The organism is Streptomyces griseoluteus (assembly GCF_004784465.1).
GTDB classification, from domain to species: domain Bacteria; phylum Actinomycetota; class Actinomycetes; order Streptomycetales; family Streptomycetaceae; genus Streptomyces; species Streptomyces griseoluteus.
The window spans coordinates 290942-313029 of record NZ_SRRU01000008.1 but is presented as its reverse complement, the minus strand read 5'-3'; the positions used below and the strand labels follow the sequence as shown (position 1 = coordinate 313029).

Sequence of the window (22088 nt, the reverse complement as noted above, 5' to 3'; positions counted from 1 at the left end):
CGGCACGGCGGGCCGCCATGCCGACCCACGACCCATGGGAGCCCCGCGTGAGCGTCCTGTTCGAACCGCTGTCCCTCCGTTCGCTGACCGTGCGGAACCGTCTGTGGATGGCGCCGATGTGCCAGTACTCGGCCGCACCCGAGGGCCCGGAGACCGGCGCGCCGAACGACTGGCACTTCCAGCACCTCGCGGCACGCGCGGCGGGCGGCACCGGCCTGATCCTCACCGAGGCCACCGCCGTCAGTCCGGAGGGCCGCATCAGCCCGTACGACCTGGGGCTGTGGAACGACACCCAGCAGGCCGCGTTCGCCCGTATCACCCGCTTCCTCAAGTCCCAGGGCACCGTTCCCGGCATCCAGATCGCGCACGCCGGCCGCAAGGCGTCCACCGAGCGGACCTGGGTGGACCGGGGCGCCCCGATCGCCCCCGGTGACGGCTACGGCTGGCGGCCCGTGTCCGCCGGCGCGCTCCCCTTCGACGACGGGTACACCACCCCGGCCGAGCTGACCACCGCCCAGATCGACACGATCGTCGAGGAGTTCGCCGCCACCGCCCGGCGTGCGCTCGCGGCGGGCTTCGAGGTCGCCGAGATCCACGGTGCCCACGGCTACCTCGTCCACCAGTTCCTCTCCCCGTACGCCAACCACCGCACCGACGCCTACGGCGGCTCCTACGAGGGGCGGGCCCGGTTCGCGCTGCGGGTGGCGGAGGCGGTCCGCGAGGTGTGGCCGGACGAACTCCCCGTGTTCTTCCGGGTCTCGGCCACGGACTGGCTCACCGAGGACGAGAGCGACGACCGTACGGGCTGGACCGTGGACGACACCGTCCGGCTCGCCGCCGACCTCGGCCACCGGGGCATCGACCTGATCGACGTGTCCTCCGGCGGCATCGCGCCCCGCGCCCGCATCGAGACCGGCCCCGGTTACCAGGTGCCCTTCGCCGAGCGGGTGCGCCGTGAGACCGGCCTGCCGGTCGCCGCGGTGGGGCTCATCACGGAGGCGCGCCAGGCCGAGAAGATCGTCGCCGACGGCCAGGCCGACGCCGTCATGCTCGGCCGTGAGCTGCTCCGCGACCCCTACTTCGCGCTGCACGCCGCCCGTGAGCTCGGTGACGAGCCGTACGTCCCGCAGCCGTACCACCGGGCGTACTGACCGGGTTCCCAGGTCACTCCAACTCCAGCCGGACGGGCGCCTGTTCCGGCCGCGCGGGCAGTCTCAGCCCGTCGCGGCCGGGGGTCAGCGAGCCCAGGATGCTCGGATGGCGGGCGCCCGTGCTGACGGGGTCCGTTCCGGCGAGGCCGTGCAGGGTGAGGAAGCCCAGGACGGCGAAGGCGTACGCCTCCTTGGCGGCCGAGGGGAGGCCCAGGTCGTCGGAGACGCGCACCGGGATGCCGGGGAGCGCGGCGGCGAGGGCCCGCATGAGCGTGGGGTTCCGGGTGCCGCCGCCGGAGGCGATGACCTCGGTGGCGGACACCGACCGTACGGCGTCCGCGATCGTGCGGGCGGTCAGTTCGGTGAGGGTGGCGAGGACGTCCTCGGCGGAGACGTCGGCCGGCGAGTCGGCAGCCCGGGCCCGCAGATATCCGGGGTGGAACAGCTCCTTGCCCGTCGTCTTCGGCGCGGGGCGCGCGTAGTACGGGTCGGCCGACAGCCGCTCCAGCAGCGGCTCGTGCACCCGCCCCCGGGCGGCCAGCGCGCCGTCGGCGTCGTACGCCAGCCGGCCCCCGCTGGCCTCCCGCGCCGCCGCGTCCACCAGAGCGCATCCGGGTCCGGTGTCGAAGGCCGTCCCGTCCGGCGCGGTGAGGTTGGCGATGCCGCCGATGTTCAGCGCGACCGGCGTCCCCGGCCTGCCCCGCAGCCACAGCAGATCCACGAGGCTGACCAGCGGCGCGCCCTGACCGCCCGCGGCCACGTCACGGGGCCGGAAGTCGGCGACCACGGGCAGCCCGGTCGCCTCGGCGATCCAGGCGGGCTGCCCGAGCTGAAGGGTTCCGTGCACCCGGTCGCCGTCCACCCAGTGGTAGACCGTCTGCCCGTGCGAGGCGATCAACTCCGCTGCGTCACCGCACAGTTCGGAGTCGGCCCGAGCGGCCGCCGCCGCGAACGCCTGACCGATCCGGGTGTCCAGGCGGCACACGTCCGCCAGCGGGACCGCCGCCGGGGGCAGCGCACCGGCGAGCAGCTCCCGCAGGCCGGGATCGTACGGCTCGCTCACCATCCCGAGCGGCTTCAGGTGGAGCGTGTCCCCCGCGAGGCGCAACTCGGCGGCCGCCGCGTCAATGCCGTCGTACGACGTTCCCGACATCAGGCCGATCGCCAGCATCCGTCCCACCCGCCTTTCCCGCGATGCCGTTGAACGCGGTCTTCTTGAAGAGGGCGAGCATGCTCACCGCGCAGGCCGCCGCCGCGTAGTAGGCGGGTACGTCCACGTTCCCTGTCCGCTTCACCGCCTCCGTGATGATGAGCCCGGCGCAGCCCGAGAACACGGCATTGGACAGGGCGTAGGCGAGTCCGAGCCCCGTGCAGCGCACCCGCGTGGGGAACATCTCGGCGAGCAGGGCGGGGCCCGGTCCGGCCATCAGGCCCACGATCGCGCCGGCGAGCAGCACGGCCGGCCCCTTGAGCGAGGTCGAAGTGCCGGGGCTCTGCAGGAGGTCGAGCAGGGGCACCGCCAGCACCACGACCAGGCCCGCCCCCGTCAGCATCACCGGCCGGCGTCCGACCCGGTCGCTCAACAGGCCGGCCGGGATGATCGTGGCGGCGAACCCGAGGTTGGCCAGCACGGTCGCGGTGAGCGCCTCGCGGAAGGTCGCGTGCAGGGCCGTCTGGAGGTACGAGGGCAGCACGACGAGGAAGGCGTACCCGGCCGCCGCCCAGCCCATCACCCTTCCGGCACCCAGCACGATGGCCCATGCCACGTCCCGCGCGGGCAGGGTCTCGGCGGGCTCCTGTTCCCGGAAGGTCGGCGTCTCGTCCAGCCGCAACCGCAGCCAGAGCGCGCCCAGCCCCATCGGCAGCGCCAGCAGGAACGGCAACCGCCAGCCCCACGCGCTCAGTTGGTCCTCGCTCAGCAGGCTCGCCAGCACCGCCGCGACCCCCGCCCCGCCCAGCAGCCCGAGCGCCACGGTGAACGACTGCCACGCCCCGTACAGCCCCCGCCTGCCCGGCGGCGCGAACTCGGTCATCACGGCGACCGCGCCCCCGAACTCCCCTCCCGCGGAGAGCCCTTGCAGCACCCGGAGCAGGGTCAGCAGCCAGGGTGCCAGGGCGCCGGCCGTGGCGTAGGCCGGCAGCGCGCCGATCAGTGCCGTCGTCACCGTCATCAGCGAGATCACCAGGATCAGCACCGGCCGCCGCCCGATCCGGTCCCCGAGCCGGCCGAACAGGGCGGCGCCGACCGGGCGGAAGAAGAAGGCCAGCGCGAAGGAGGCGTACGTCTTGACCAGGCCCTCGACCGTGCCGCCGCCGGCCGGGGTGAAGAAGCGCTCCGCGATCACCGTGGCGAAGTAGCCGTAGACCCCGAACTCGTACCACTCGATGAAGTTGCCCACCGACCCGGCGACCAGCGCCCGCACGGACGGCCTGCGGCCGGCGTCCGTCCGCTCCTCGTGCTCCCTCTCCATGGCAACGCCCTCGTCCGTCGTCACTCCCTCGCGCCCGGCACCCGCCCGCACCACCGGCCACCCGTCAGGGCAATGGATGCCCGGCCGGGCCCGTGCCTACCCGGGGTCCCTGTTGAGCTGGTGGCGACGGGGCCGACCGAGTCAGCGCACGACCACCGTGTAGTCCCCCGCCGCCACCAGCTCCCCCACCACGGGCGCCCCCGGCACCTCCCCGGCCACGAGCAGCCCGCCCGAGGTCTGCGCGTCGGCGAGGAGGAGCCGGGTCAGCTCGTCGGTGTCTCCGAAGTCCGTGTACGGCGCGACCCAGTCGAGGTTCCGCCGTGTCCCGCCGCTGATGTAGCCCTCCCGCGCGGCCTCCTGCGCCCCGTCGAGGTACGGGACGGCGGCCGCCTCGATGACGGCGCTCACGCCCGAGGCACGGGCCAGCTTGTAGAGGTGGCCCAGCAGGCCGAAGCCGGTGACGTCGGTGGCGCAGACCGCGCCCGCCGCGAGCGCGGCCCGCGAGGCGTCCCGGTTGAGTGCGACCATGGTCTCGACCGCCTGCGGGAAGACCTCGCCGGTCGTCTTGTGCCGGTTGTTGAGCACCCCGAGGCCGAGCGGTTTGGTCAGCGACAGCGGCACTCCCGGCCGTCCGGCGTCGTTGCGCAGCAGGCGCTCCGGGTCGACGGTGCCGGTGACGGCCATGCCGTACTTCGGTTCCGGGTCGTCCACGCTGTGCCCGCCCGCCACCGCGCAGCCCGCCCGGGCGGCGACGTCCATGCCGCCGCGCAGCACCTCACGGGCGAGGTCGAACGGCAGCACGTCGCGCGGCCAGCACAGCAGGTTGACGGCGACGAGGGGCGTGCCGCCCATGGCGTAGACGTCGGAGAGGGCGTTGGCGGCGGCGATCCGGCCCCAGTCGTACGGGTCGTCGACCACGGGCGTGAAGAAGTCGGCGGTGGCGACGGCGGCGGGCAGACCGGGGCCACCGGGCAGCCGGACGACCGCCGCGTCGTCGCCGTGGTCGAGGCCGACGAGTAGCTCACCGGGGGCGTGGGCCAACGCCCCCTGAGGGACGAGCCCGGCGACCATCTCCTCCAGCTCGCCGGGCGGGATCTTGCAGGCGCAGCCGCCGCCGTGTGCGTACTGCGTGAGGCGTGGGGCTTCGGGTCCGCCCGCCGGTCCGGCATCGGTCCGCGTGTCCGTCATGGCTGTATCAGTCCTCGTGGGAAGGGTGGGTGCCGTGTGGCGCGTTGACTGTGGTGGGGAGGCGGCGGTTCCATGGCCGTACGGCCGCCGCATCTCCCAGACGGCCGGCGGGGAGGCGTAAGGGTGCCTGGTGGCCCTCCCGGTCTTCAAAACCGAGGTGTCCGAGCAACTCGGGCAGGTGGGTTCGATTCCCATCCGTCTCCGCCAACTCCTCTCGTCCGTCACCGTGCCCGGCAGCGGCGCAGCGTGCCGTCCAGTCGCTCGGTGCGGCCGTGCCGGTCCAGGTACTCCAGCAGCGGGACGGCCACCCGGCGGGTGGTGTCCAGCGCGCGGCGGGCCTGGCTGGTGGTGAAGGGCTGCTCCAGTTCCGCGAGGACGGCGGCGGCCTCGGCGTCCGCGCCGGGCAGCAGCACGATGTGCCGGTCGATCCGCAGCAGCGCCCCGGCCGCCTCGGCGGCAGCCAGCAGCTTGGCGTCCAGTCCGAGTTCCGCCAGCCGGTCGGCCTCGGGCGCGCGGAACGGCTGTCGGGCGAGGTCCGCGCGCACGGCCTCCACGGCCGCCGCGATCCGGGGCGGCAGGCTGGGCCCCGCCTGGCTGCCGTAGAGCCGGCCTTCGCTGTACCGCAGCTCGGCCGACTCCGCCGACAGCGCTTCTACGAGGCTTCGTTCGGGCAGGCCGAGCGCCTGGCGGGCTGCCTCCAGGGGCAGGCCGGGGTCCAGCGGGTGCCGGGCGGCATGCTCCTCGACCACCGTGCCGAGGCACTCGCCCAGTCTCGCCCAGTGGTCCGGGTCGGCCAGCCAGTCCCCGGTGACCGGTTCGGCGGGCGGGGTCACGCCCATGGCGAGCAGCTCGGAACGGCGGATCAGCCCGCGCCTGCGCAATTCCCCGGCGGCGTCCGCCTCCCGCAGCTCCTCGTCCCGCGCGGCGGCCGCCCCCCGCCGGGTGAGCCGGGGCGGGCGGACGTCGAGGACGGTGACGCCCGCCGGGATGCTGTGCCGGCCGGGGTCCCGCAGCAGCGCGCGGTCTCCGACACGCAGCGGCAAGCAGGTGCCGAGCCGCAGCCGCGCGGTGTCCTCTCCCAGCGGGCGGACGGTCACCGGAACGGCCGACGAGCCGACGTGCAGGGTGAGTTCGCGGGGCAGGTCGGAGGCCGGGTCGCCGCGGAGCCGTACGTCCACGGTGTCGGTGGTCAGCCAGCGGTCCGGCGTGAGCAGGGCGTCCCCCCGGCCCAGTGTCCCGGCGCCGGGCCCGCCGACGTTGACGGCCACCCTGGCCACCGCGCCGGCCTCCTGCCGGGGCTCCTTGAGACACTCCAGCCCGCGCACCCGCAACAAAGCTCCGTCGCGGGCGAGCCGGAGACGGTCACCGACGCGAAGGGTGCCCGCGCCGAGGGTGCCGGTCACGACCGTGCCATGGCCGCGCACGGTGAACGCCCGGTCCACCCACAGCCGTACGTCCGCCTCGCGGTCGGGCATCGGCAGCTCACCGGCGAGCCGGGCCAGCGCGTCGCGCAGGGTGTCGAGCCCCTGCCCGGTCACCGCGCTGACGTCGACGCTCGGCACCTTCCCGAGGGAGGACTCCCCGATCCGGGCCAGGGCCTCCGTGCGGACCGCGTCCGGGTCGGCCAGGTCGCTGCGGGTGACGGCGAGGACGCCGTGCCGTACGCCGAGCGCGTCGAGGATGGCGAGGTGCTCCTCGGACTGCTGCTGCCAGCCCTGGTCGGCGGCGACCACGAACAGGACAGCCGGGACGGGCCCGGCCCCGGCGAGCATGTTCCCGACGAGGCGTTCGTGTCCGGGGACGTCCACGAAGGCGATGTCCCCGGCTGCGGGCAGCCGGGTCCAGACGAAGCCGAGGTCGATCGTCATGCCCCGGCGCCGTTCCTCGGCCCAGCGGTCGGGCTCCATACCGGTCAGGGCGCGCAGCAGCGCGGACTTGCCGTGGTCGACGTGGCCCGCGGTGGCGATGACGTGCACGGTCAGCTCCCCGTCCCCGGCGCGACCCGGCGTACGGCCTCCGCCAGCTCGGCGTCGGCGGCCTCGGGTACGGCCCGCAGGTCCAGCAGGCAGCGGCCGTCCTCGACGCGGGCCATCACGGCGGGCTCGGTACCACGCAACCGGGCCGCGTAGGCGGCGGGCAGGGAGACGGCGGCGCTCGGCAGCGTCACCCCCGGCGCTCCGCCCCCGCCGACCACCGCCTCGGTGTCCACGGCCCGGCAGTCGATCCCATCGGCGAACAGCGTCCCGGCGAGCCTTTCCGCGCGCTCCCGGAGGGCCCGGGGGTCGGCCCGCAGCGCGCTCACGGTCGGGGGCAGCGGGCCGCGTACCGTCGCCTCCAGTGCGGCGAGGGTCAGTTTGTCGACCCGCAGGGCGCGGGCCAGCGGGTGCCGGGCCAGGGTCCGTACGAGGTCGGCGTTGCCCAGCAGCAGTCCGCACTGGGGGCCGCCGAGCAGCTTGTCGCCGCTGGCGGTGACCAGGGAGGCACCGGCGCGCAGCCGGCTCGTCGCGTCGGGCTCGTCGGGCAGCGCCGGTTCCGGGGTGAGCAGCCCCGAGCCGATGTCAGCGACCACCGGCACGCCGAGCTGGGCGAGTTCGGCGACGGAAGCCTCCCGGGTGAAGCCGGTGACACGGAAGTTGGAGGGGTGGACCTTCAGGATGCAGCCGGTGTCCGGGCCGACGGCGGCGGCGTAGTCGGCGGGGGTGGTGCGGTTGGTGGTGCCGACCTCGCGGAGCCGGGCGCCGGTGGAGACGAGCAGGTCGGGCAGGCGGAAGCCGTCCCCGATCTCCACCATCTCGCCCCGGCTGACGATGATCTCGCGGCCCCGCGCGAGCGCGGTGGCGGCCAGCACGAGTGCGGCCGCGCCGTTGTTGACGACGTGCGCGGCCTCGGCGGCCGGTACGGCCCGCAGCAGCGCGTCGAGGGCGGAACGGCCACGCCGGGCACGCACGCCGGTGCCGAGGTCGAGTTCCACGTCCGTGGTGCCGGAGGCGGCCAGTACGGCGTCCCGGGCGGCCTCGGAGAGCGCGGCGCGGCCCAGGTTGGTGTGGAGCAGGACGCCCGTCGCGTTGATGACGGGGCGCAGCGCGGAGGCGGTGGCGGGCAGCGCGGCCACCGCACGGTCGGCGATCTCGGCGACGGGCACCTCGCCGTTCCGCGCCTGGGCCTGCACGCCGGCGACCACGTCCTTGACCAGCCGTCGCCCGAGCCGCGCCGCCGCCGCGTCCAGCCGGGGGTCGGCCAGCAGCACATCGGTACGCGGCAGCCGCCGCCGCTCGTCCGCCGCCGGGGCGGCGGAAGCGTGCTCGCGGTCCATCTCGGGCCCCTCCTGTTCCGGCCGTGCCGACGACAAAGTCCCCTTTGCCAGGCTACGACCGGGTTCGGGTATGCACCGCCCGCGCCACACCGGAATACTCTGAGCGACGACGGCGTGGGACCTGATCGAGCGGCGGCCGGAAGCGGTACCCCAGCCTCAGCAAGTCGTGCCCGCGTTCGCGCAGGCGATGGAGTGGATCCAACTCGCGCACGCCGCTGTGCCATTGGCTCGGTACGTCCCTATGCTCGGCTCCCACCGGAGGCGCTTCGCGGAGCGCTTGTTGGAGCGAAGGAGCCGCACGTGCCCACTGCCGAGGTCAATGGCGCAGCGATCGCCTACACCGACACCGGCGCGCCTGCGGGCAGCCCGGACGCGCCGGCCGTCGTCTTCGGTCACGGGCTGCTGTTCAGCGGCTGGATGTTCCATCCGCAGATCGAGGTGCTCCGGGAGCGGTACCGCTGTGTGACCGTGGACTGGCGCGGCCAGGGCGACACCCCCGCGACGCCGTCCGGGTACGACATGGACACCCTGACCGCCGACGCCGTCGCCCTGATCGGACACCTCGGCCTCGGGCCGGTGCACTGGGTCGGTCTCTCCATGGGCGGCTTCGTCGGCCAGCGCATCGCGGCCCGGCACGGCGACCTCCTGCGCTCGCTCACGCTGTTGGACACGAGCGCGGACGGCGAGCCGTCGGACAAGGCGGCCGAGTACCGGCTGCTGGCGCGCGTCTACCGGTTCACCGGCGTCGGGCCGGTGCTGGGGAAGGTGAAGACCGCGATGTTCGGCCCCGGTTTCCTGGCCGACCCGGCGAGCAAGCCGGTGATCGACGAATGGGTACGCCGCCTGCGGCGCTGCGAGCGGGCCGGGATACGCCAGGCCGTGCTGGGAGTCATCGAACGGGAGCCCTGCCACGCCGAGTTGAGTCGCATCTCGCTACCCACGCTGGTCGCCGTCGGCGCCGACGACCTGGCCACTCCCCCCGCAGACGCGGAGCGCATCGCGGCCGCCGTCGAGGGGGCCCGGCTGGAGGTGGTGCCGGGGGCGGGGCACAGCAGCACACTGGAACAGCCCGCCGCGCTCACCGCGTTGATCGGCGACTTCCTGGCCTCGGTGGATGTCCGCCGCTGAGCGGGGCGGGGCGGCGCCCTCGCTCAAACCACTGAGCGCCGAACTCGCCCCGGCCGTGCTGGCGTTCGAGCTGGCGAACCGCGACTACTTCGCCGCCGCCGTCCCCGACCGGGGCGACGAGTACTTCGCCCGCTTCACCGACCGCTACACCGCCCTCCTCGCCGAACAGGCCGCCGGCGTCTGCGCCTTCTACCTGCTCGTCACCGGGACCGGCACGGTCCTTGGCCGCTTCAACCTCTACGACCTCGCCGACGGCACCGCCGAGGTCGGCTACCGGGTGGCGGAGCACGCCAGCGGGCGGGGCGTGGCGACCGCGGCCGTACGGGAGTTGTGCGCCCTGGCGTCGGGCAGACACGCCCTGCACACCCTCCGCGCGGCCGCCGCCCACGAGAACATCGCCTCTCAGCGCGTGCTGCTCAAGGCGGGGTTCGTCCGCACCGGTCCCGCCGGTCCGGCCGACCTCGGGGGCAGGTCGGGGAGTTGGTACCAACTCGACCTCTCCCACCGGCCCTGAGCACCGGGCGTCTCACCATCCCGTCAGCAGAAGGTGGTTGAGCAGCAGGGCCAGGATCACCTGGGCGGCGAGCCAGGCTCGGGGGCGGGGCAGCAGGGCGCACGCGGCCAGCAGCCACACCGCGAAGGGGAGCCAGATGCGTTCCGTCTCCGCCTTGCTCATGCCGGACACGTCCGCGATCAGCAGGGCGGCCAGGGCCGCGCAGACGATCAGGGCAAGGCGGGTGGCGGGGCGGTCGCCGCGGTGGACGAGGGAGCCCACGGTGCGCGGGAGGGCCGCTGCCGTCGCCGGGCCGGTGATGATCGCGGCGCAGGCGAGGTTGGCCCAGATCCAGTAGCTGTAGGGGCGCGTGCCGCCGACGCCCTGGTAGTAGCGGGTCACCAGCAGGTGGTATGCCGTCCACCAGTTGAAGCCGAGCAGGCCGAACACCACGGGGGTGACGGCCAGCCCGGCCAGGAAGGGCAGCACGAGCAGGGGGCGGGCCCGGAGGTCCGCGCGGGCGAGGACGAGTACCGCGAGGCCGATCAGGGCGATCAGGGTGAGGCCGTAGGAGAGATAGCCGGTCAGACCGGCCAGCAGACCGGAGGCGGCCGCCCACAGCAGTGAACGCCGGGTGAGGGCGAGCGCGAGGCAGGCCAGTGCCCAGGCGGCCACCGCGGCGAAGTAGGCGTCGGCCGAGGAGCCCATCCAGACCGCGGCCGGGGCGAACACCAGGAAGGGCGCCGCCCGCCGGGCGAGGCGCTCGTCCGCCAGCGCGCGTACGGCGACCAGCACCGCGGCGGAGGCGGACGCGCCCAGCACCACGCACCACATCCCGGCCCAGCCGCCCCCGCCCAGCCCGATCCGGTCCAGCAGGACGAAGGTGAGCGTGGCGGCGGGCGGATGGCCGGCGACATGGGCGGGCCAGTTGCCGGGGACGCCCGCGAGGATATGGCCGTCGAAGCCGCGCAGGGTGGCCGGGATGTCGTGGAAGCGGCCGATGACCTGGAGGTATTCGTTCGCGGTGGTGAGCCGGGTGGCGATGCCGTCGTGCCAGCCGTCGACCAGGGCGAGGGAGACGCTCCAGGCGGCGGACGCGGCCCAGGCCACCCAGGGCAGGGCCCGCCAGGGGAGCCGGGCGGCGAGCGTGGGACCGTACGCCACTGCGGCGGCCGCGAGGATCAGCGCGGCCGGGGTGCCGGGGCCGACGTGCGGGTCCCAGTCGGCGAAGAGCGGGGGCCAGTGCACGAACAGGGTGTGGTGGGCGTCCTGGATGTGACGGCCGACCAGGACGGCGGCGGTCACCAGCAGGACGGCTGCCGCCGCGGCGTACAGGTCACGGCGGGGGGTGTGGGGCTCGCGGGGGATCACATCGGCACGCTAGGCCGTAGGGGCGGCCCCGGTCCCCCTTCCGGGCCGGACGTCAGCGTTTCGTCATGGGTCGCGGGCCCGTTCCGGGGTGCTGCCGGGCCTACGGTCGGGGCATGCGCGACGATCCCCGGCTTCCCACCTCTTCCCACTTCTGGCGCAGCCCCTTGCGCGGCACCTGGTTCACGGCGGTGCTCGGGCTGGTGCTGCTCGGCGGCATCAGCGTGCTGTTCGTGACCGGCCTGGTGTCGTACGCCGCCTACAACCCGGACCTCTCACCGGTGAACGACACGACCCCGGACAAGGGGGTGCTCGGCTTCTACCTCTTCGACTGGCCGGCCGGGCCGTCCTGGCTGTACCGGCTGAGCCAGGGCGTCCACGTCACGCTGGGCGTGGTGCTGGTCCCGGTCCTGCTGGCCAAGCTGTGGTCCGTGGTGCCGAAGCTGTTCACGCTGCCGCCGGCCCGTTCGGTGGCGCACGCGCTGGAGCGGGTCTCGCTGCTGCTCCTGGTGGGTGGCGCGCTGTTCCAGTTCGTCACCGGGTTGCTCAACATCCAGCTGGAGTACGTCTTTCCCGGCTCCTTCTATCCCCTGCACTTCTACGGCGCCTGGGTGTTCATCGCCGCGTTCGTCGTCCATGCGGCGCTGCGGGCTCCGACGGCGGTGCGTGCCGTTCGCGCACGACGGCGAGACGAGGCGGAGTTGGAAGCGCCCCGACCTGCCCCGCCCACCGTCTCCCGGCGGGGCGCACTGTGGCTGGTCGGCGGGGGTTCGCTGCTGCTGTTCGTGACGACGGTGGGGCAGAGCCTCGGCGGGCCGCTGCGCCGTACCGCGCTGCTCGCTCCGCACGGCGGGGCCGATCCCGGTGGCGGCCCGAACGGTTTCCAGATCAACAAGACGGCCCGCTACGCCGGGATCACCGCCGCCGACACCCATCCGGACGCCTGGCGCCTTGTCCTCACCGGCCCGGCCGGCACGGTCCGGCTCAGCCGGGCCGAGCTGCTCCGTATGCCGCAGCACAGCTCGTCGCTGCCGATCGCCTGCGTCGAGGGGTGGTCCACGGCGGACCAGTGGTGGCGCGGGGTGCGGCTGCGCGACCTCGCCGCGCTCGCCGGCTACGAGGGCGGTCCGCCCGACGTGCTCGTGGAATCGCTCCAGCGGCACGGTGCTTTCCGGCGGGCGGCGTTGCGTGCCAACCAGGTGTCCGACCCGCGTTCCCTGCTCGCCCTGTACGTCAACGGCGAGGAGCTGTCCCCCGACCACGGCTATCCGGCGCGGATCATCGTGCCCGCCGCTCCCGGCGTCCACAACACCAAGTGGGTGGGCCGGCTGACCTTCGGAGATCTGTGATGCGCCTGCCGACCTTCCGTGTCCCGCTCGGCAGTCCGCTGCAACTGCTGTTGCTGGTCTGCTCGTTCGCGCTCGTCGCCTACGCCGGGGTACGGCTGCTCTCCGGCGACTGGCTGGGGGTGGTCCTCTGGTTCGTGGGGGCGGCGCTGCTGCACGACCTGGTGCTGCTGCCGCTCTACTCCGCGCTCGACCGCGCGCTGCGGGCCGGGACCGCCGCGCGGTGGACGCTGTACGTACGCGTGCCCGCCGTGCTGTCCGGGCTGACGCTCCTGGTGTGGTGCCCGCTGATCCTCGGCCTGTCGGCCGACCGCTACCGGTCGGCCACCGGGCTCGACCCGGACGTGTTCCTGCTCCGCTGGCTGCTCATCACGGCCGTCCTCTTCGGCGGCTCCGCCCTGCTGCTCGTCCTGCGGCTGCGCAGGGCCACGAAGCACCGCTCGCCGTCCGTCCACTGAACGGTCTCCGGCCAGCCCCCGCGCCGCGCGAGTTCCAGCAGCGCGGGGGTGCCGATGCGGGCCCAGGGGAACGGCTCGCCCACCGCTCCCCCGCCGTGCGTCACGTCCACCACGCATACCCGGGCCCGCTCGTCCACGTCTCCCGGCACCGTCTCGACGACCAACAGGCCGTCGCTACGCAGGAGTTCACGCATCCGGGCCAGCAGGGCGGTCACATCGCCGCCGATGCCCACATTGCCGTCCATGAGCAGCACCGTGCCCCAGCTTCCCTCGCCGGGCAGCGGGTCGAACACCGAGCGGTGCAGCGCCTGCCCACCGAGCGTGTGGGTACGGGCCACCGCTGCCTCGCTCACATCGACGCCCAGGGCGCTGCGGCCGCGCGCGGCGAGTTCGGCCACCAGCCGGCCGGGGCCGCAGCCCACGTCGAGCACGGTCCCTTCGCAGCGGTCCAGCACCGCCCGGTCCACGGCGTCGGCCGCCGCGCACCAGCGCTCCACGTCCAGCGGCAGCAGCCAGCCGTCGCCGCGCCGCAGGAACAGCGGGCCCCGGCCGGTGCGCAGCGCGGTGGCGTACGGGTCGGAGGCCGCCCAGGCGGGCGCGGTCGCGGTGCTCATGCTGCTCCGGAGTGGGTGAGGGCCGCCAGACGCGCGGCGAAGGCGGTGTCGGGGGCGAGGGCGGCCACGGCGCGGGCGTCGGCGGCGGTGTCGACGTCCCGCAGCCGGGGCAGCTCACGCACCCGCAGCCCGGCGGCGGCCAGCCGCTCACGCTGCACGCTCCCCGTCTCGGGCACGGACATCGGAACGCCCCGCAGCAGCCCGGGCTCGGGGCGGGCCAGGCCGAGGGCCCAGAAGCCGCCGTCCTCGGCCGGGCCGAAACGGGCGTCACAGTCGGTGAAGTCCAGGGTCAGCAGGTCGGAGGTGATCTGTGGGGTGTCCATGCCGACCAGCAGAGTGGGCCCGGTGCAGCGGGCGAAGGCGTCCGCCAGCCGTTCGTCGAGGCCGCCCCCGCACTGCGGGACGACCTCGAACCCGGCGGGCAGCCAGGGCCCCGGCCGCCCGTCCAGGACCAGTACCCGGCGTCTCGCGGGCGCGGCGGCCACCGCGCGGAGGGTGTCCGTGAGCGCGGCCTCGGCGAGCGCGGCGGCCTGCACGGGCGTGAACGGTGGGGTGAGGCGGGTCTTGACCCTGCCCGGCCGGGGTTCCTTGGCGATGACGAGGAGAGTGGTCATGGGCGTTCTCCAGGTACCGCAGCGCCGGGGGGCGGCCCTGCCTTCACCGGGTACCCCCCGTTGCCGTCCGCTCCCGCCGGTCCGGGGGCGTGTCCCGCAGGACCCGGCTCATGTCGCGTACCGCCTGCCAGGTGCCGCGCCAGGTGCCGGTGACCTTGGAGGCGCCGGAACGCGGCAGGTACGGCACGTCGTGCTCGACGACCCGCCAGCCGGCGTCGGCCGCGCGGACCACCATCTCCAGGGGGTAGCCGCTGCGCCGGTCGGTGAGACCGAGGGCGAGCAGCGGTGCGCGGCGGACCGCACGCAGCGGGCCGAGGTCGCGCAGGGTGAGTCCGGTGCGGCGGCGCAGCAGCAGGGAGAGCGCGAGGTTTCCCGCGCGGGCGTGCGCGGGCCAGCTCCCCCGCCCCTGCGGACGGCGCCGCCCGAGCACCATGTCGGCCCCGCCCGCGCGCACCTCCTCGACGAAGGGCACGAGCAGGCTCGGGTCGAGAGAGGCGTCGCAGTCGCAGAAGCAGACCAGGTCCGCGGTGGCGGCGAGCAGCCCGGCGTGGCAGGCGGCGCCGAAGCCGCGCCGCTCCTCGCGTACGACGGTCGCGCCCAGGGCGCTGGCGACCTCGGCGGAGCCGTCGGTGGAGCCGTTGTCCACGACGATGGCGCGCCAGCCCGCCGGGATGCGGGCCAGCACCCAGGGCAGCGCCTCTGCCTCGTCCAGGCAGGGCAGCACGACGTCCACGAGGGCAGCGGTGGGTGGGGGTGAGGTGGTCACGGCTTTCACCCTACGAAGCCGAACCGGGACGAACCGGACTTCCGCTCCTTACGAAACGCGGACGTCCGGCTGCCGTGGGGGCCGGGGCCCGGCCGGGGTGCCAGGCTGAGGGCATGCAGCAGCCGAACACAACCCCGTCCGCGGGCCGCGTACTGGTCGTGGACGACGACCCGACCGTCGCGGAGGTCGTCGCCGGGTACCTGGTCCGTGCCGGACACGCGGTGGACCGCGCCGCGGACGGCCCTTCCGCCCTCGCGTCCGCCGCCGGCCGGTGGCCCGACCTGGTGGTGCTCGACCTCATGCTGCCCGGCATGGACGGGCTGGAGGTGTGCGCCCGGCTGCGGGAGCGCGGCCCGGTGCCGGTCATCATGCTCACCGCCCGCGGTGACGAGGACGACCGTGTGCTCGGCCTGGAGGTCGGTGCGGACGACTACGTGACGAAGCCGTTCAGCCCGCGCGAGCTGGTGCTGCGCGTGGAGTCGGTACTGCGCCGCACCCGCCCCGCCGGCCGGGTGCCGGCCGCCCCCGGCCCGTTGGCGGCGGGGGGCCTGACGCTCGACACGGCGGCCCGTCGGGCCACCCGGAACGGCACCGAACTCGCCCTGACCCTGCGGGAGTTCGATCTGCTGGCATTTTTCCTGCGGCATCCGGGCCGTGCCTTCGGCCGCGAGGAGCTGATGCGGGAGGTGTGGGGCTGGGACTTCGGCGACCTGTCCACGGTGACCGTCCATGTCCGCCGGCTGCGCGGCAAGGTCGAGGAGGACCCGGCCCGGCCCCGGCTGATCCGTACCGTGTGGGGCGTCGGCTACCGCTTCGAACCGGACGCGGCCGCCGGGCCGGAGGAGGACCGACGTGCGTGACAACCTCCTCATCGCCCTGTACGCCTTCCTCGGTGCCGCCGCCTCCGGTCTGCTCGGCGCCGCCGTGCTGCGGCTGGTGCGGCGCCGCTCGCTGACCGCCTCGCTCACCGTCGTCGCGGGTGTCGGCGTGTTCGCCATGCTGGCGGGCACCATGGCGGTGGCCTGGGCGATGTTCCTGTCCCCGCACGACCTGCGGGTGGTGACCACGGTCGTCGCCATGGCGGCGGTCGTCTCGCTGGCGAGTGCGCTCCTCCTGGGCCGCCGGGTGGTCGCCCGCAGCCGGGAACTGACGGACGCGGCACGGCACTTCGGCGACGCGGGCGCCTTCTCCGCACCCGCCGCACCGGCCACCGCCGAACTGGACGCCCTGAGCCGGGAACTGGCCGCGACCAGCGGCCGGCTGGCCGCCTCCCGCGAGCGCGAACGCGCCCTGGAGGCGTCCCGGCGCGAGCTGGTCGCCTGGATCTCGCACGACCTGCGGACCCCGTTGGCCGGTCTGCGCGCCATGTCGGAGGCGCTGGAGGACGGGGTGGCCGCCGATCCGGCCCGCTATCTGCGGCAGATGCGCACCGAGGTGGAACGCCTCAACGGCATGGTCGGCGACCTCTTCGAACTCTCCCGCATCCACGCCGGGACGCTGCCCCTGAGCCCTTCGCGGATCTCGCTGTACGACCTGGTGGGCGACGCCCTCGCCGGGGTCGGCCCGCTCGCCCGCGAGCACGGCGTACGGCTGGTGGGCGACGGGGTGCGGCCGGTGCCGGTCGAGGTGGACGGCAAGGAGATGAGCCGGGTCATCGCCAACCTGCTGGTCAACGCCATCCGCCGGACCCCGGCCGACGGCACGGTCGCCGTCGCGGCCCGGCGGGCGCCGGAGGGCGTCGTGCTGTCGGTGACCGACGGCTGCGGCGGCATTCCGGAGGAGGACCTGCCCCGCGTCTTCGACACCGGCTGGCGCGGCACGGACGCGCGGACACCGCCGGCGGGCGCGGGGCTCGGGCTGGCGATCGTCCGGGGGATCGTGGAGGCGCACCAGGGGCGGGCGAGCGTGCGGAACATCCCCGGCGGCTGCCGCTTCGAGGTGACCCTGCCCGCCCCGGCCTCCTGACTCAGCCGGTCCCCGCGAAGTCCGCCATCCCGTCGGCGAAGGTGACCCCGGGCCGCCAGTGCAGCTCGGTGCGCAGCCGGGCGGAGTCCGCGGTGATGTGCCGCACGTCGCCGAGGCGGTACTCGCCGGTGACGACCGGCTCCGGGCCACCGTGCGCGGCGGCCAGCGCCCGGGCCAGCTCGCCGACCGTACGGGGCTCGCCGCTGCCGGTGTTGTACGCGGTGAGCACGCCTGGCCGGTCCGGCGCCGTGAGCGCGGCCAGGTTCGCCGCCGCCACGTCCCGTACGTGCACGAAGTCGCGCCGCTGGCCCCCGTCCTCGAACACCGTTGGCGCCTCGCCCCGTTCCAGCGCCGAGCGGAAGAACGCGGCGACTCCGGCGTACGGGGTGTCGCGGGGCATCCGGGGGCCGTACACGTTGTGGTAGCGCAGGGAGAGCGCGGTGCCGCCGGTGGCGCGGGCCCAGGCGGCGGCCAGGTGCTCCTGGGCCAGCTTGGTGGCGGCGTAGACGTTGCGCGGGTCGGCCGGGGCGTCCTCGCCCACCAGGCCGGGGACGAGCGCGGTGCCGCAGACGGGGCAGGGCGGCTCGAAGCGGCCTTCCTTCAGGTCGGCCTCGGCGCGCGGGCCCGGCCGTACGACCCCGTGGGCGGGGCACTCGTAGCGACCCTCGCCATACACCACCATGGACCCGGCCAGCACCAGCCGTGGCACGCCCGTCTCCGCCATCGCGGCCAGCAGGACGGCGGTGCCGAGGTCGTTGCGGGAGACGTACTCGGCCGCGTCGTCGACACCGTTGCCGAGGCCGACCATGGCGGCCTGGTGACACACGGCGTCCACCCCGGCGAGGGCGCGGGTGACCGCTTCCCGGTCCCGCACGTCCGCGGCGGGATCGTCGCGGACGTCGAAGACCACGGCCTCGTGCCCGGACGCCCGCAGCACGTCCACGACGTGCGACCCGATGAACCCGGCACCGCCGGTGACCAATACACGCATGGCCTTTAAGCTAGGCGCCCGGACGTCCGTTTCCCCGGTTCACCGCCCCGGCGTCACCACTCGGTAAGAACCCGTGCGCGGTCAGCCCTCGTCCCGGATCACGTGCACGGCCGCCTCCTCGGCGCCCGCCGCGCCCCCGTCGATACCGACGTCCTCCGCGACCTCCTCACTCACCGTGTCGGTGTGCGCGCCCTCGTCCGGGGCGACCAGGCGGCCCGCGCGGGCGTCGCCGACCTCCGGGTCGACCGGTTCGCCCTCCCCGCCGGGCAGGTCACCCACCCCGTCCCCGGCCGGCGCGGACACATCCGGCACCTCCTGCTCCAGCCGCTCGTCCAGCGTCTCCCCGTCATGCTGCTCGGCGGCCGTGGTTCCGTACTTGTTGACGCCCAGTGGCCGCTCGGGCGGGGAGTACCCCTCGTCGAGGATCTCGTCGTAGTCCCGCTCACCGACCGCGTCCTGCAGATCCAGCGGCGCGGCGTCCTCCTGCTCCTCATTGCCGCCGGTGGGCTGGTAGGCGTCGTCCGCCATCGGGGTCTCGTCACTCATGGTCGCCTCCTGGCGCTCGCGGTCAAGCGGTCCCGGTCCGCGTTTCCCGGAGGCGGCCGAATAATCCTGCCCACCCGCGAAACCCCTGCTCAGCTCGGGCGTCGCGCGCTATCTCGTGCGTCCGGCCTCTTGATCCACTGTGGTCGGCGAGGTGTTACGGCGGCTGCTCGACGGGAGGGGGAGCGGCTCGCCGCGCTCGCGGCTCTGATCGGGAGGGGCGCGGTGGTCGGGGCCGTTCGCGGTCGCGCGGTACCGGCCGTACCCGAGCCTGAGACGGAGAGCTGAACGGCCTTCCGTTCCGGGTCAGTCCGGCCAGGGCGACCTGACCTTCGACTGTTGCAAGTGGGGCCCATCGGTGTGCCATCCCTTCCCTCTCCCCTCCGCCACCGTCCGAACGGGCCGCTGCCCCGGCTGCCGCACGCGAACCGAGAAGGGTGGCATGGCACGGTTCGCGGGGAGCACGGCCCCCGAGCTGACGCTCCCTCCGACCGAGGTACTTCTGCAAACGCTCGGACTCACGTTGCGTGATGCGCCGAACCGGTGAAAAATCTTCTTGTAGCGGCTTTTGCACCGGACCTGTACGCGGAAGCAAGCCGTTGGACCACTCTCTAAAAGTTTTGTCCGCAACGGACGAAGCAGCACGACGTATATCCCGTCTGGACGCACGATGGCCAGAACCACTCGGCGACACGTCCTGCACATGGCCGGCGCATCCGCCCTGGCAGTAGCGCTCGGGTTGCCCGCAGCCCCCCTGATCCCCCTGCCGGCCTCTCAAGTCCCCAGCGAGGCCCAGGCGGACCAGCCTCGTCGGTCACCCCCCTCTTCACCCGCGCCTCCGTCACCGCGGCCCACTCCCCCATCGACGCCGGATGCTCCGTCGGACACGACGTCAACTCCTTCGTCGACGCCGAGCACTCCGCCCTCGACGACATCATCTCCGGGCGGGACTCCGAGTTCGACCGAGACCCCGCACCCGAGCAAGACGTCGGACACCGATGAGCCGTCCAGTCCCAGCGAAGGCGATACATCGGCGTCCCACGCCGAGACGCAGCAGAACGAAGACATCGATGAAGTGACGGGGGATCTGAACCAGAAGAAGGGGGAGGTTCCGGAGGAGTTGGCCCCCAGCCTGGGGCAACTGACCACTGCCCTACGGGCGGTAGAGGACCCGGGGACCTCGCCGCAGGAGCGTGACGGTGTCATCAGGACCGCGCGGGCTCTGAGCTCCACCCTGGACGTGATCGCCGATCCTGAGACACCTCAACCGCTGCGGAGACAGTTGACCGAGCTCGTGAAGCAGGTGACCGCCGTGCTGGACGCAGCGAACCAGTCAGGGACGTCGCCCGGGCAGCGGCGCACGTACACCCTGGTCGCGGAGAGGTCGGCATTGGCCCTGGGCGTGATCGGTGACCACAAGACGCCGCAGGGGCTGCGCGTACCGCTGAGCGGGACCGTGAACAACGTGACCACCGCCGTAACCCATGACCCTCCTGCAAAGACCTTGAAGCTCGCGAAGTCAGTGACTGCTTCGCTGGTCATCATCAGCGACCCGAACACTCCCGACAAGGAGCGGAAGGAGCTCGCGGAAACCACGCACGAGGCCAGTTCGTCCCTGGACGATCAGGGTGACTCGGACGAGCAGACCGAGCGCATGAAGAAGAAGCAGGAGGAAGCCGCCTCCGCGCAGGGCCTGCCGGACGAACCACTCCCGAAGGCGGCCGAAATCTGCACCAATGCCGTCTTCGATTCCGTCTCGGACGACACTCTGAACCGCGATCTCAAGAGCGTAGTACCAGCCAAGTGGAAATCCGAAGGCGTCAACGATTTCTGGAAATCGGACGCATCAGGGGACGACTCTCTTGATGTACTCGTCCAGTTGCTGAATGAGGAATCTGTCAACGCTCGACTGAAAATCAAACTTCTTATCCCCAAGCTCGCCGATGCCGTACCGGCGAGTGAACTCTTCGAGACCCTCGCCACTCCGGGGCTTCATTGCCTCCGGGTGGCCCTGCAACTCGATCAGGATTCCGGGGTCAAATCGGGTTCCTGGGTCAAGATGGCTAAGGAGATGGAATAGTCCTCAGCAACTCCGCCACGGACACCTCCGAATAGGCATAAACCGTGGATACGCCGAACCTGTCAACCTCTCTCGCTTCTTCGGCAGGATCACCCGCGGCCCCTCCTCCTTCGAAATCGTAAGTGGAAGAAATTGAGTATTTAGGGCCTTTTTTCGGCGACCATTCCGCCGTCACATAGCGTGGTTTGCGCGTCACGTTTATCAGGTTGTCGTTGTGACGCACCCGGCCGTGGTACCTGAGCGTTTCCCCGCACAACGACGGATGGCAGTAGTACGGGCTCGTCTTGATCCCCGAGGCGTGTGGTTCCGTCTTGATCCACGAGGCGTGTGGTTCGCTGAAATTCCCCACGTCGATCCGCCCTCGATCCTTCCTCATGTACGTGACCTGAAGGTCGACGCGCAGCAGGTCGTACCGGACCTTCTTGGGAATCTCAAACACATGCACCCGAGCGTCCTCCTGTCCACTGCCGAGAACTTCACCCGGCCGATAGAATCGCCCGCTGCTGATCCGCGTGTATTCCAGTTGATCGACGTGCAGTTCCGCTTCCTCTCTCGTCTCACTCTTCTCGAAGCTCTTCTTCCATTGCTGCTTCGCCAGGTTACCCTCCTCGGAATACTTGGCAGTTCTGCCGTACACGGTGAAGTCATTGATGACGACGTATACCGAGACCTCTCCAGTGTTCCGGACAGAGAGTTTCAATGGGACCTGGATGAAGGGACGTACGCGATCTTCCCGCGCCGTCCCAAATTCCGCCTTCAGCGCGAAACGCATAGGGGCAACTGCTGGTTGGTACATGGTTGAGTACGCCAGACTGAGAGCGGTCAGGAGGGCCGATACGAACACGCCGGCCGCGAATCGCTTGGGTTGCGGAACTCCCTTCCATGTTTTCTCCCGTACCAGCAGGACGAGGGCCCACACCGACCAGCACCAGAGAGGCATGAACGCCAGCATGTAGGGCGTGTACTCCCGCTCTTCGAGCCACATCAGAAGGAGAAGGCTGTCGGTACCGAGCGATATGAGGACACCGAGCAGGACGATCGCACCGGAGACTTTCGACTGCCGTCTTCCCCAGTAGTCGAGTACCGAGATCGCTGCCGCGACCTGTATCAGACTGGACAGGACGAAGAGGGCCCCGGTTATTCGTTGCGCGAAAGTCAGGGCGCCGGAGGCGTCCGGCCATCCGATGATTCCGTTGAGGACCGCGGACGCGACCAGTCCCAGCATCAGGAGGACGCTGGTCACACGCCTTCTCCAGACCCGGGCGGGCCAGGTACTGCTGTCGCCGCCGCGCCAGCACACCGACGCCGGATCCTCCATATCCACATCCGGGTACCCGAGGCGATCCAGCAGCTTTCGCAGCTCACGCAGCGACCAGGCAGTGCCCACGGTCTCCCCGCCGATGGTCACCCGGCGAAGGCCACGACCGTCCGGTGCCTCGACGACGACCCATGGACGGATGTTCATGAAGCCAAGCCTCGAACCGGAGGTGGAACCGCGCATGCGGGTGTGCTCCGGTTGGCCCCACGCGGACGGCCCCGTCTCCGGACACAGGCAGGACCGACCGGTAAAAGGATCACTTGAGGCGGCGTGGGGTGGGA

The 22088-nt window shown here is 72.9% G+C and carries 19 protein-coding genes, 1 tRNA gene and 1 pseudogene; 9 read left to right on the top strand and 12 right to left on the bottom strand.

Translation table 11 applies throughout. The features are described from left to right. Positions 1–47 precede the first annotated feature (47 nt). On the top strand, positions 48–1151 hold the full coding sequence (locus E5082_RS22845) for an NADH:flavin oxidoreductase/NADH oxidase (RefSeq protein WP_135793110.1): 1104 nt from the start codon (positions 48–50) through the stop codon (positions 1149–1151). Between the two features lie 13 nt (positions 1152–1164). Here the strand turns inward: E5082_RS22845 and E5082_RS22840 are convergent, their stop codons facing one another. From E5082_RS22840 to selD, 3 genes are all read right to left on the bottom strand, one after another. Further along, the gene (locus E5082_RS22840; protein ID WP_135793109.1) at positions 1165–2322 is read right to left on the bottom strand and encodes an anhydro-N-acetylmuramic acid kinase; all 1158 of its coding nucleotides are present in this window, start codon (positions 2320–2322) and stop codon (positions 1165–1167) included. Continuing rightward, entirely contained in the window at positions 2276–3622 is a 1347-nt protein-coding gene (locus E5082_RS22835; protein ID WP_135793108.1) for an MFS transporter, read from the bottom strand. The genes E5082_RS22840 and E5082_RS22835 overlap by 47 nt, the downstream gene beginning before the upstream one ends. A 141-nt stretch (positions 3623–3763) precedes the next feature. Further along, entirely contained in the window at positions 3764–4810 is a 1047-nt protein-coding gene (gene selD / locus E5082_RS22830) for a selenide, water dikinase SelD (RefSeq protein WP_135793107.1), read from the bottom strand. Between the two features lie 111 nt (positions 4811–4921). Here selD and E5082_RS22825 point away from each other — a divergent pair. Then, positions 4922–5017 (top strand) — tRNA-Sec (locus E5082_RS22825). Between the two features lie 14 nt (positions 5018–5031). On the opposite strand, the gene selB is transcribed toward E5082_RS22825, so the two are convergent. Together selB and selA are read right to left on the bottom strand one after the other, a co-directional pair. Beyond that, on the bottom strand, positions 5032–6786 hold the full coding sequence (gene selB, locus E5082_RS22820; protein WP_135793106.1) for a selenocysteine-specific translation elongation factor: 1755 nt from the start codon (positions 6784–6786) through the stop codon (positions 5032–5034). 2 nt (positions 6787–6788) lie between these two features. Next, positions 6789–8123 carry an L-seryl-tRNA(Sec) selenium transferase gene (gene selA, locus E5082_RS22815; protein WP_135793105.1) on the bottom strand — a complete coding sequence of 445 codons (1335 nt, stop codon included), beginning with the start codon at positions 8121–8123 and terminating at the stop codon, positions 6789–6791. A gap of 300 nt (positions 8124–8423) precedes the next feature. Here selA and E5082_RS22810 point away from each other — a divergent pair, with 300 nt between their 5' ends. Together E5082_RS22810 and E5082_RS22805 are read left to right on the top strand one after the other, a co-directional pair. Next, positions 8424–9251 (top strand): alpha/beta fold hydrolase, encoded by an 828-nt coding sequence (locus tag E5082_RS22810; RefSeq protein ID WP_135793104.1) that lies wholly within the window; start codon positions 8424–8426, stop codon positions 9249–9251. Beyond that, positions 9238–9765 (top strand): GNAT family N-acetyltransferase, encoded by a 528-nt coding sequence (locus E5082_RS22805; RefSeq protein ID WP_135793103.1) that lies wholly within the window; start codon positions 9238–9240, stop codon positions 9763–9765. The genes E5082_RS22810 and E5082_RS22805 overlap by 14 nt, the downstream gene beginning before the upstream one ends. Positions 9766–9777: 12 nt before the next feature. On the opposite strand, the gene E5082_RS22800 is transcribed toward E5082_RS22805, so the two are convergent. Beyond that, positions 9778–11115 carry a hypothetical protein gene (locus E5082_RS22800; RefSeq protein WP_135793102.1) on the bottom strand — a complete coding sequence of 446 codons (1338 nt, stop codon included), beginning with the start codon at positions 11113–11115 and terminating at the stop codon, positions 9778–9780. Positions 11116–11228: 113 nt separating this feature from the next. Between E5082_RS22800 and E5082_RS22795 the strand changes: the two genes are divergently transcribed. Further along, positions 11229–12461, top strand: coding sequence for a molybdopterin-dependent oxidoreductase (locus E5082_RS22795; RefSeq protein WP_135793101.1), 1233 nt, complete (start codon positions 11229–11231; stop codon positions 12459–12461). After that, a complete protein-coding gene (locus E5082_RS33765; protein ID WP_373309997.1) occupies positions 12461–12916 on the top strand; it encodes a hypothetical protein in 456 nt (151 codons plus the stop codon). The genes E5082_RS22795 and E5082_RS33765 overlap by 1 nt, the downstream gene beginning before the upstream one ends. A 188-nt stretch (positions 12917–13104) precedes the next feature. Here E5082_RS33765 and E5082_RS33760 read toward each other — a convergent pair. The 3 genes and pseudogenes from E5082_RS33760 to E5082_RS22780 form a co-directional block, all read right to left on the bottom strand. Then, positions 13105–13530: pseudogene (locus E5082_RS33760) on the bottom strand (class I SAM-dependent methyltransferase); the annotation flags it as partial. Then, positions 13527–14144, bottom strand: coding sequence for a TIGR04282 family arsenosugar biosynthesis glycosyltransferase (locus E5082_RS22785; RefSeq protein ID WP_135793099.1), 618 nt, complete (start codon positions 14142–14144; stop codon positions 13527–13529). The gene E5082_RS22785 and the pseudogene E5082_RS33760, both read right to left, overlap by 4 nt. A 43-nt stretch (positions 14145–14187) precedes the next feature. After that, a complete protein-coding gene (locus tag E5082_RS22780) occupies positions 14188–14919 on the bottom strand; it encodes a glycosyltransferase family 2 protein (protein ID WP_135793098.1) in 732 nt (243 codons plus the stop codon). A 104-nt stretch (positions 14920–15023) separates the two neighbouring features. Here E5082_RS22780 and E5082_RS22775 point away from each other — a divergent pair, with 104 nt between their 5' ends. Next, on the top strand, positions 15024–15770 hold the full coding sequence (locus E5082_RS22775; protein ID WP_135793097.1) for a response regulator transcription factor: 747 nt from the start codon (positions 15024–15026) through the stop codon (positions 15768–15770). Beyond that, the gene (locus tag E5082_RS22770) at positions 15763–16875 is read left to right on the top strand and encodes a sensor histidine kinase (protein ID WP_135793096.1); all 1113 of its coding nucleotides are present in this window, start codon (positions 15763–15765) and stop codon (positions 16873–16875) included. The genes E5082_RS22775 and E5082_RS22770 overlap by 8 nt, the downstream gene beginning before the upstream one ends. Before the next feature lies 1 nt (position 16876). On the opposite strand, the gene E5082_RS22765 is transcribed toward E5082_RS22770, so the two are convergent. Continuing rightward, the gene (locus tag E5082_RS22765) at positions 16877–17866 is read right to left on the bottom strand and encodes an NAD-dependent epimerase/dehydratase family protein (protein ID WP_135793095.1); all 990 of its coding nucleotides are present in this window, start codon (positions 17864–17866) and stop codon (positions 16877–16879) included. Positions 17867–17947: 81 nt separating this feature from the next. Further along, positions 17948–18412, bottom strand: a complete 465-nt coding sequence (locus tag E5082_RS22760) for a DUF5709 domain-containing protein (RefSeq protein ID WP_135793094.1) — start codon at positions 18410–18412, stop codon at positions 17948–17950. A 1072-nt stretch (positions 18413–19484) separates the two neighbouring features. Here E5082_RS22760 and E5082_RS22755 point away from each other — a divergent pair. Beyond that, positions 19485–20489, top strand: a complete 1005-nt coding sequence (locus tag E5082_RS22755; protein ID WP_135793093.1) for a hypothetical protein — start codon at positions 19485–19487, stop codon at positions 20487–20489. Here E5082_RS22755 and E5082_RS32685 read toward each other — a convergent pair. After that, the gene (locus E5082_RS32685; protein WP_208766248.1) at positions 20473–21990 is read right to left on the bottom strand and encodes a Yip1 family protein; all 1518 of its coding nucleotides are present in this window, start codon (positions 21988–21990) and stop codon (positions 20473–20475) included. The genes E5082_RS22755 and E5082_RS32685 overlap by 17 nt on opposite strands. Between the last annotated feature and the right edge of the window lie 98 nt (positions 21991–22088).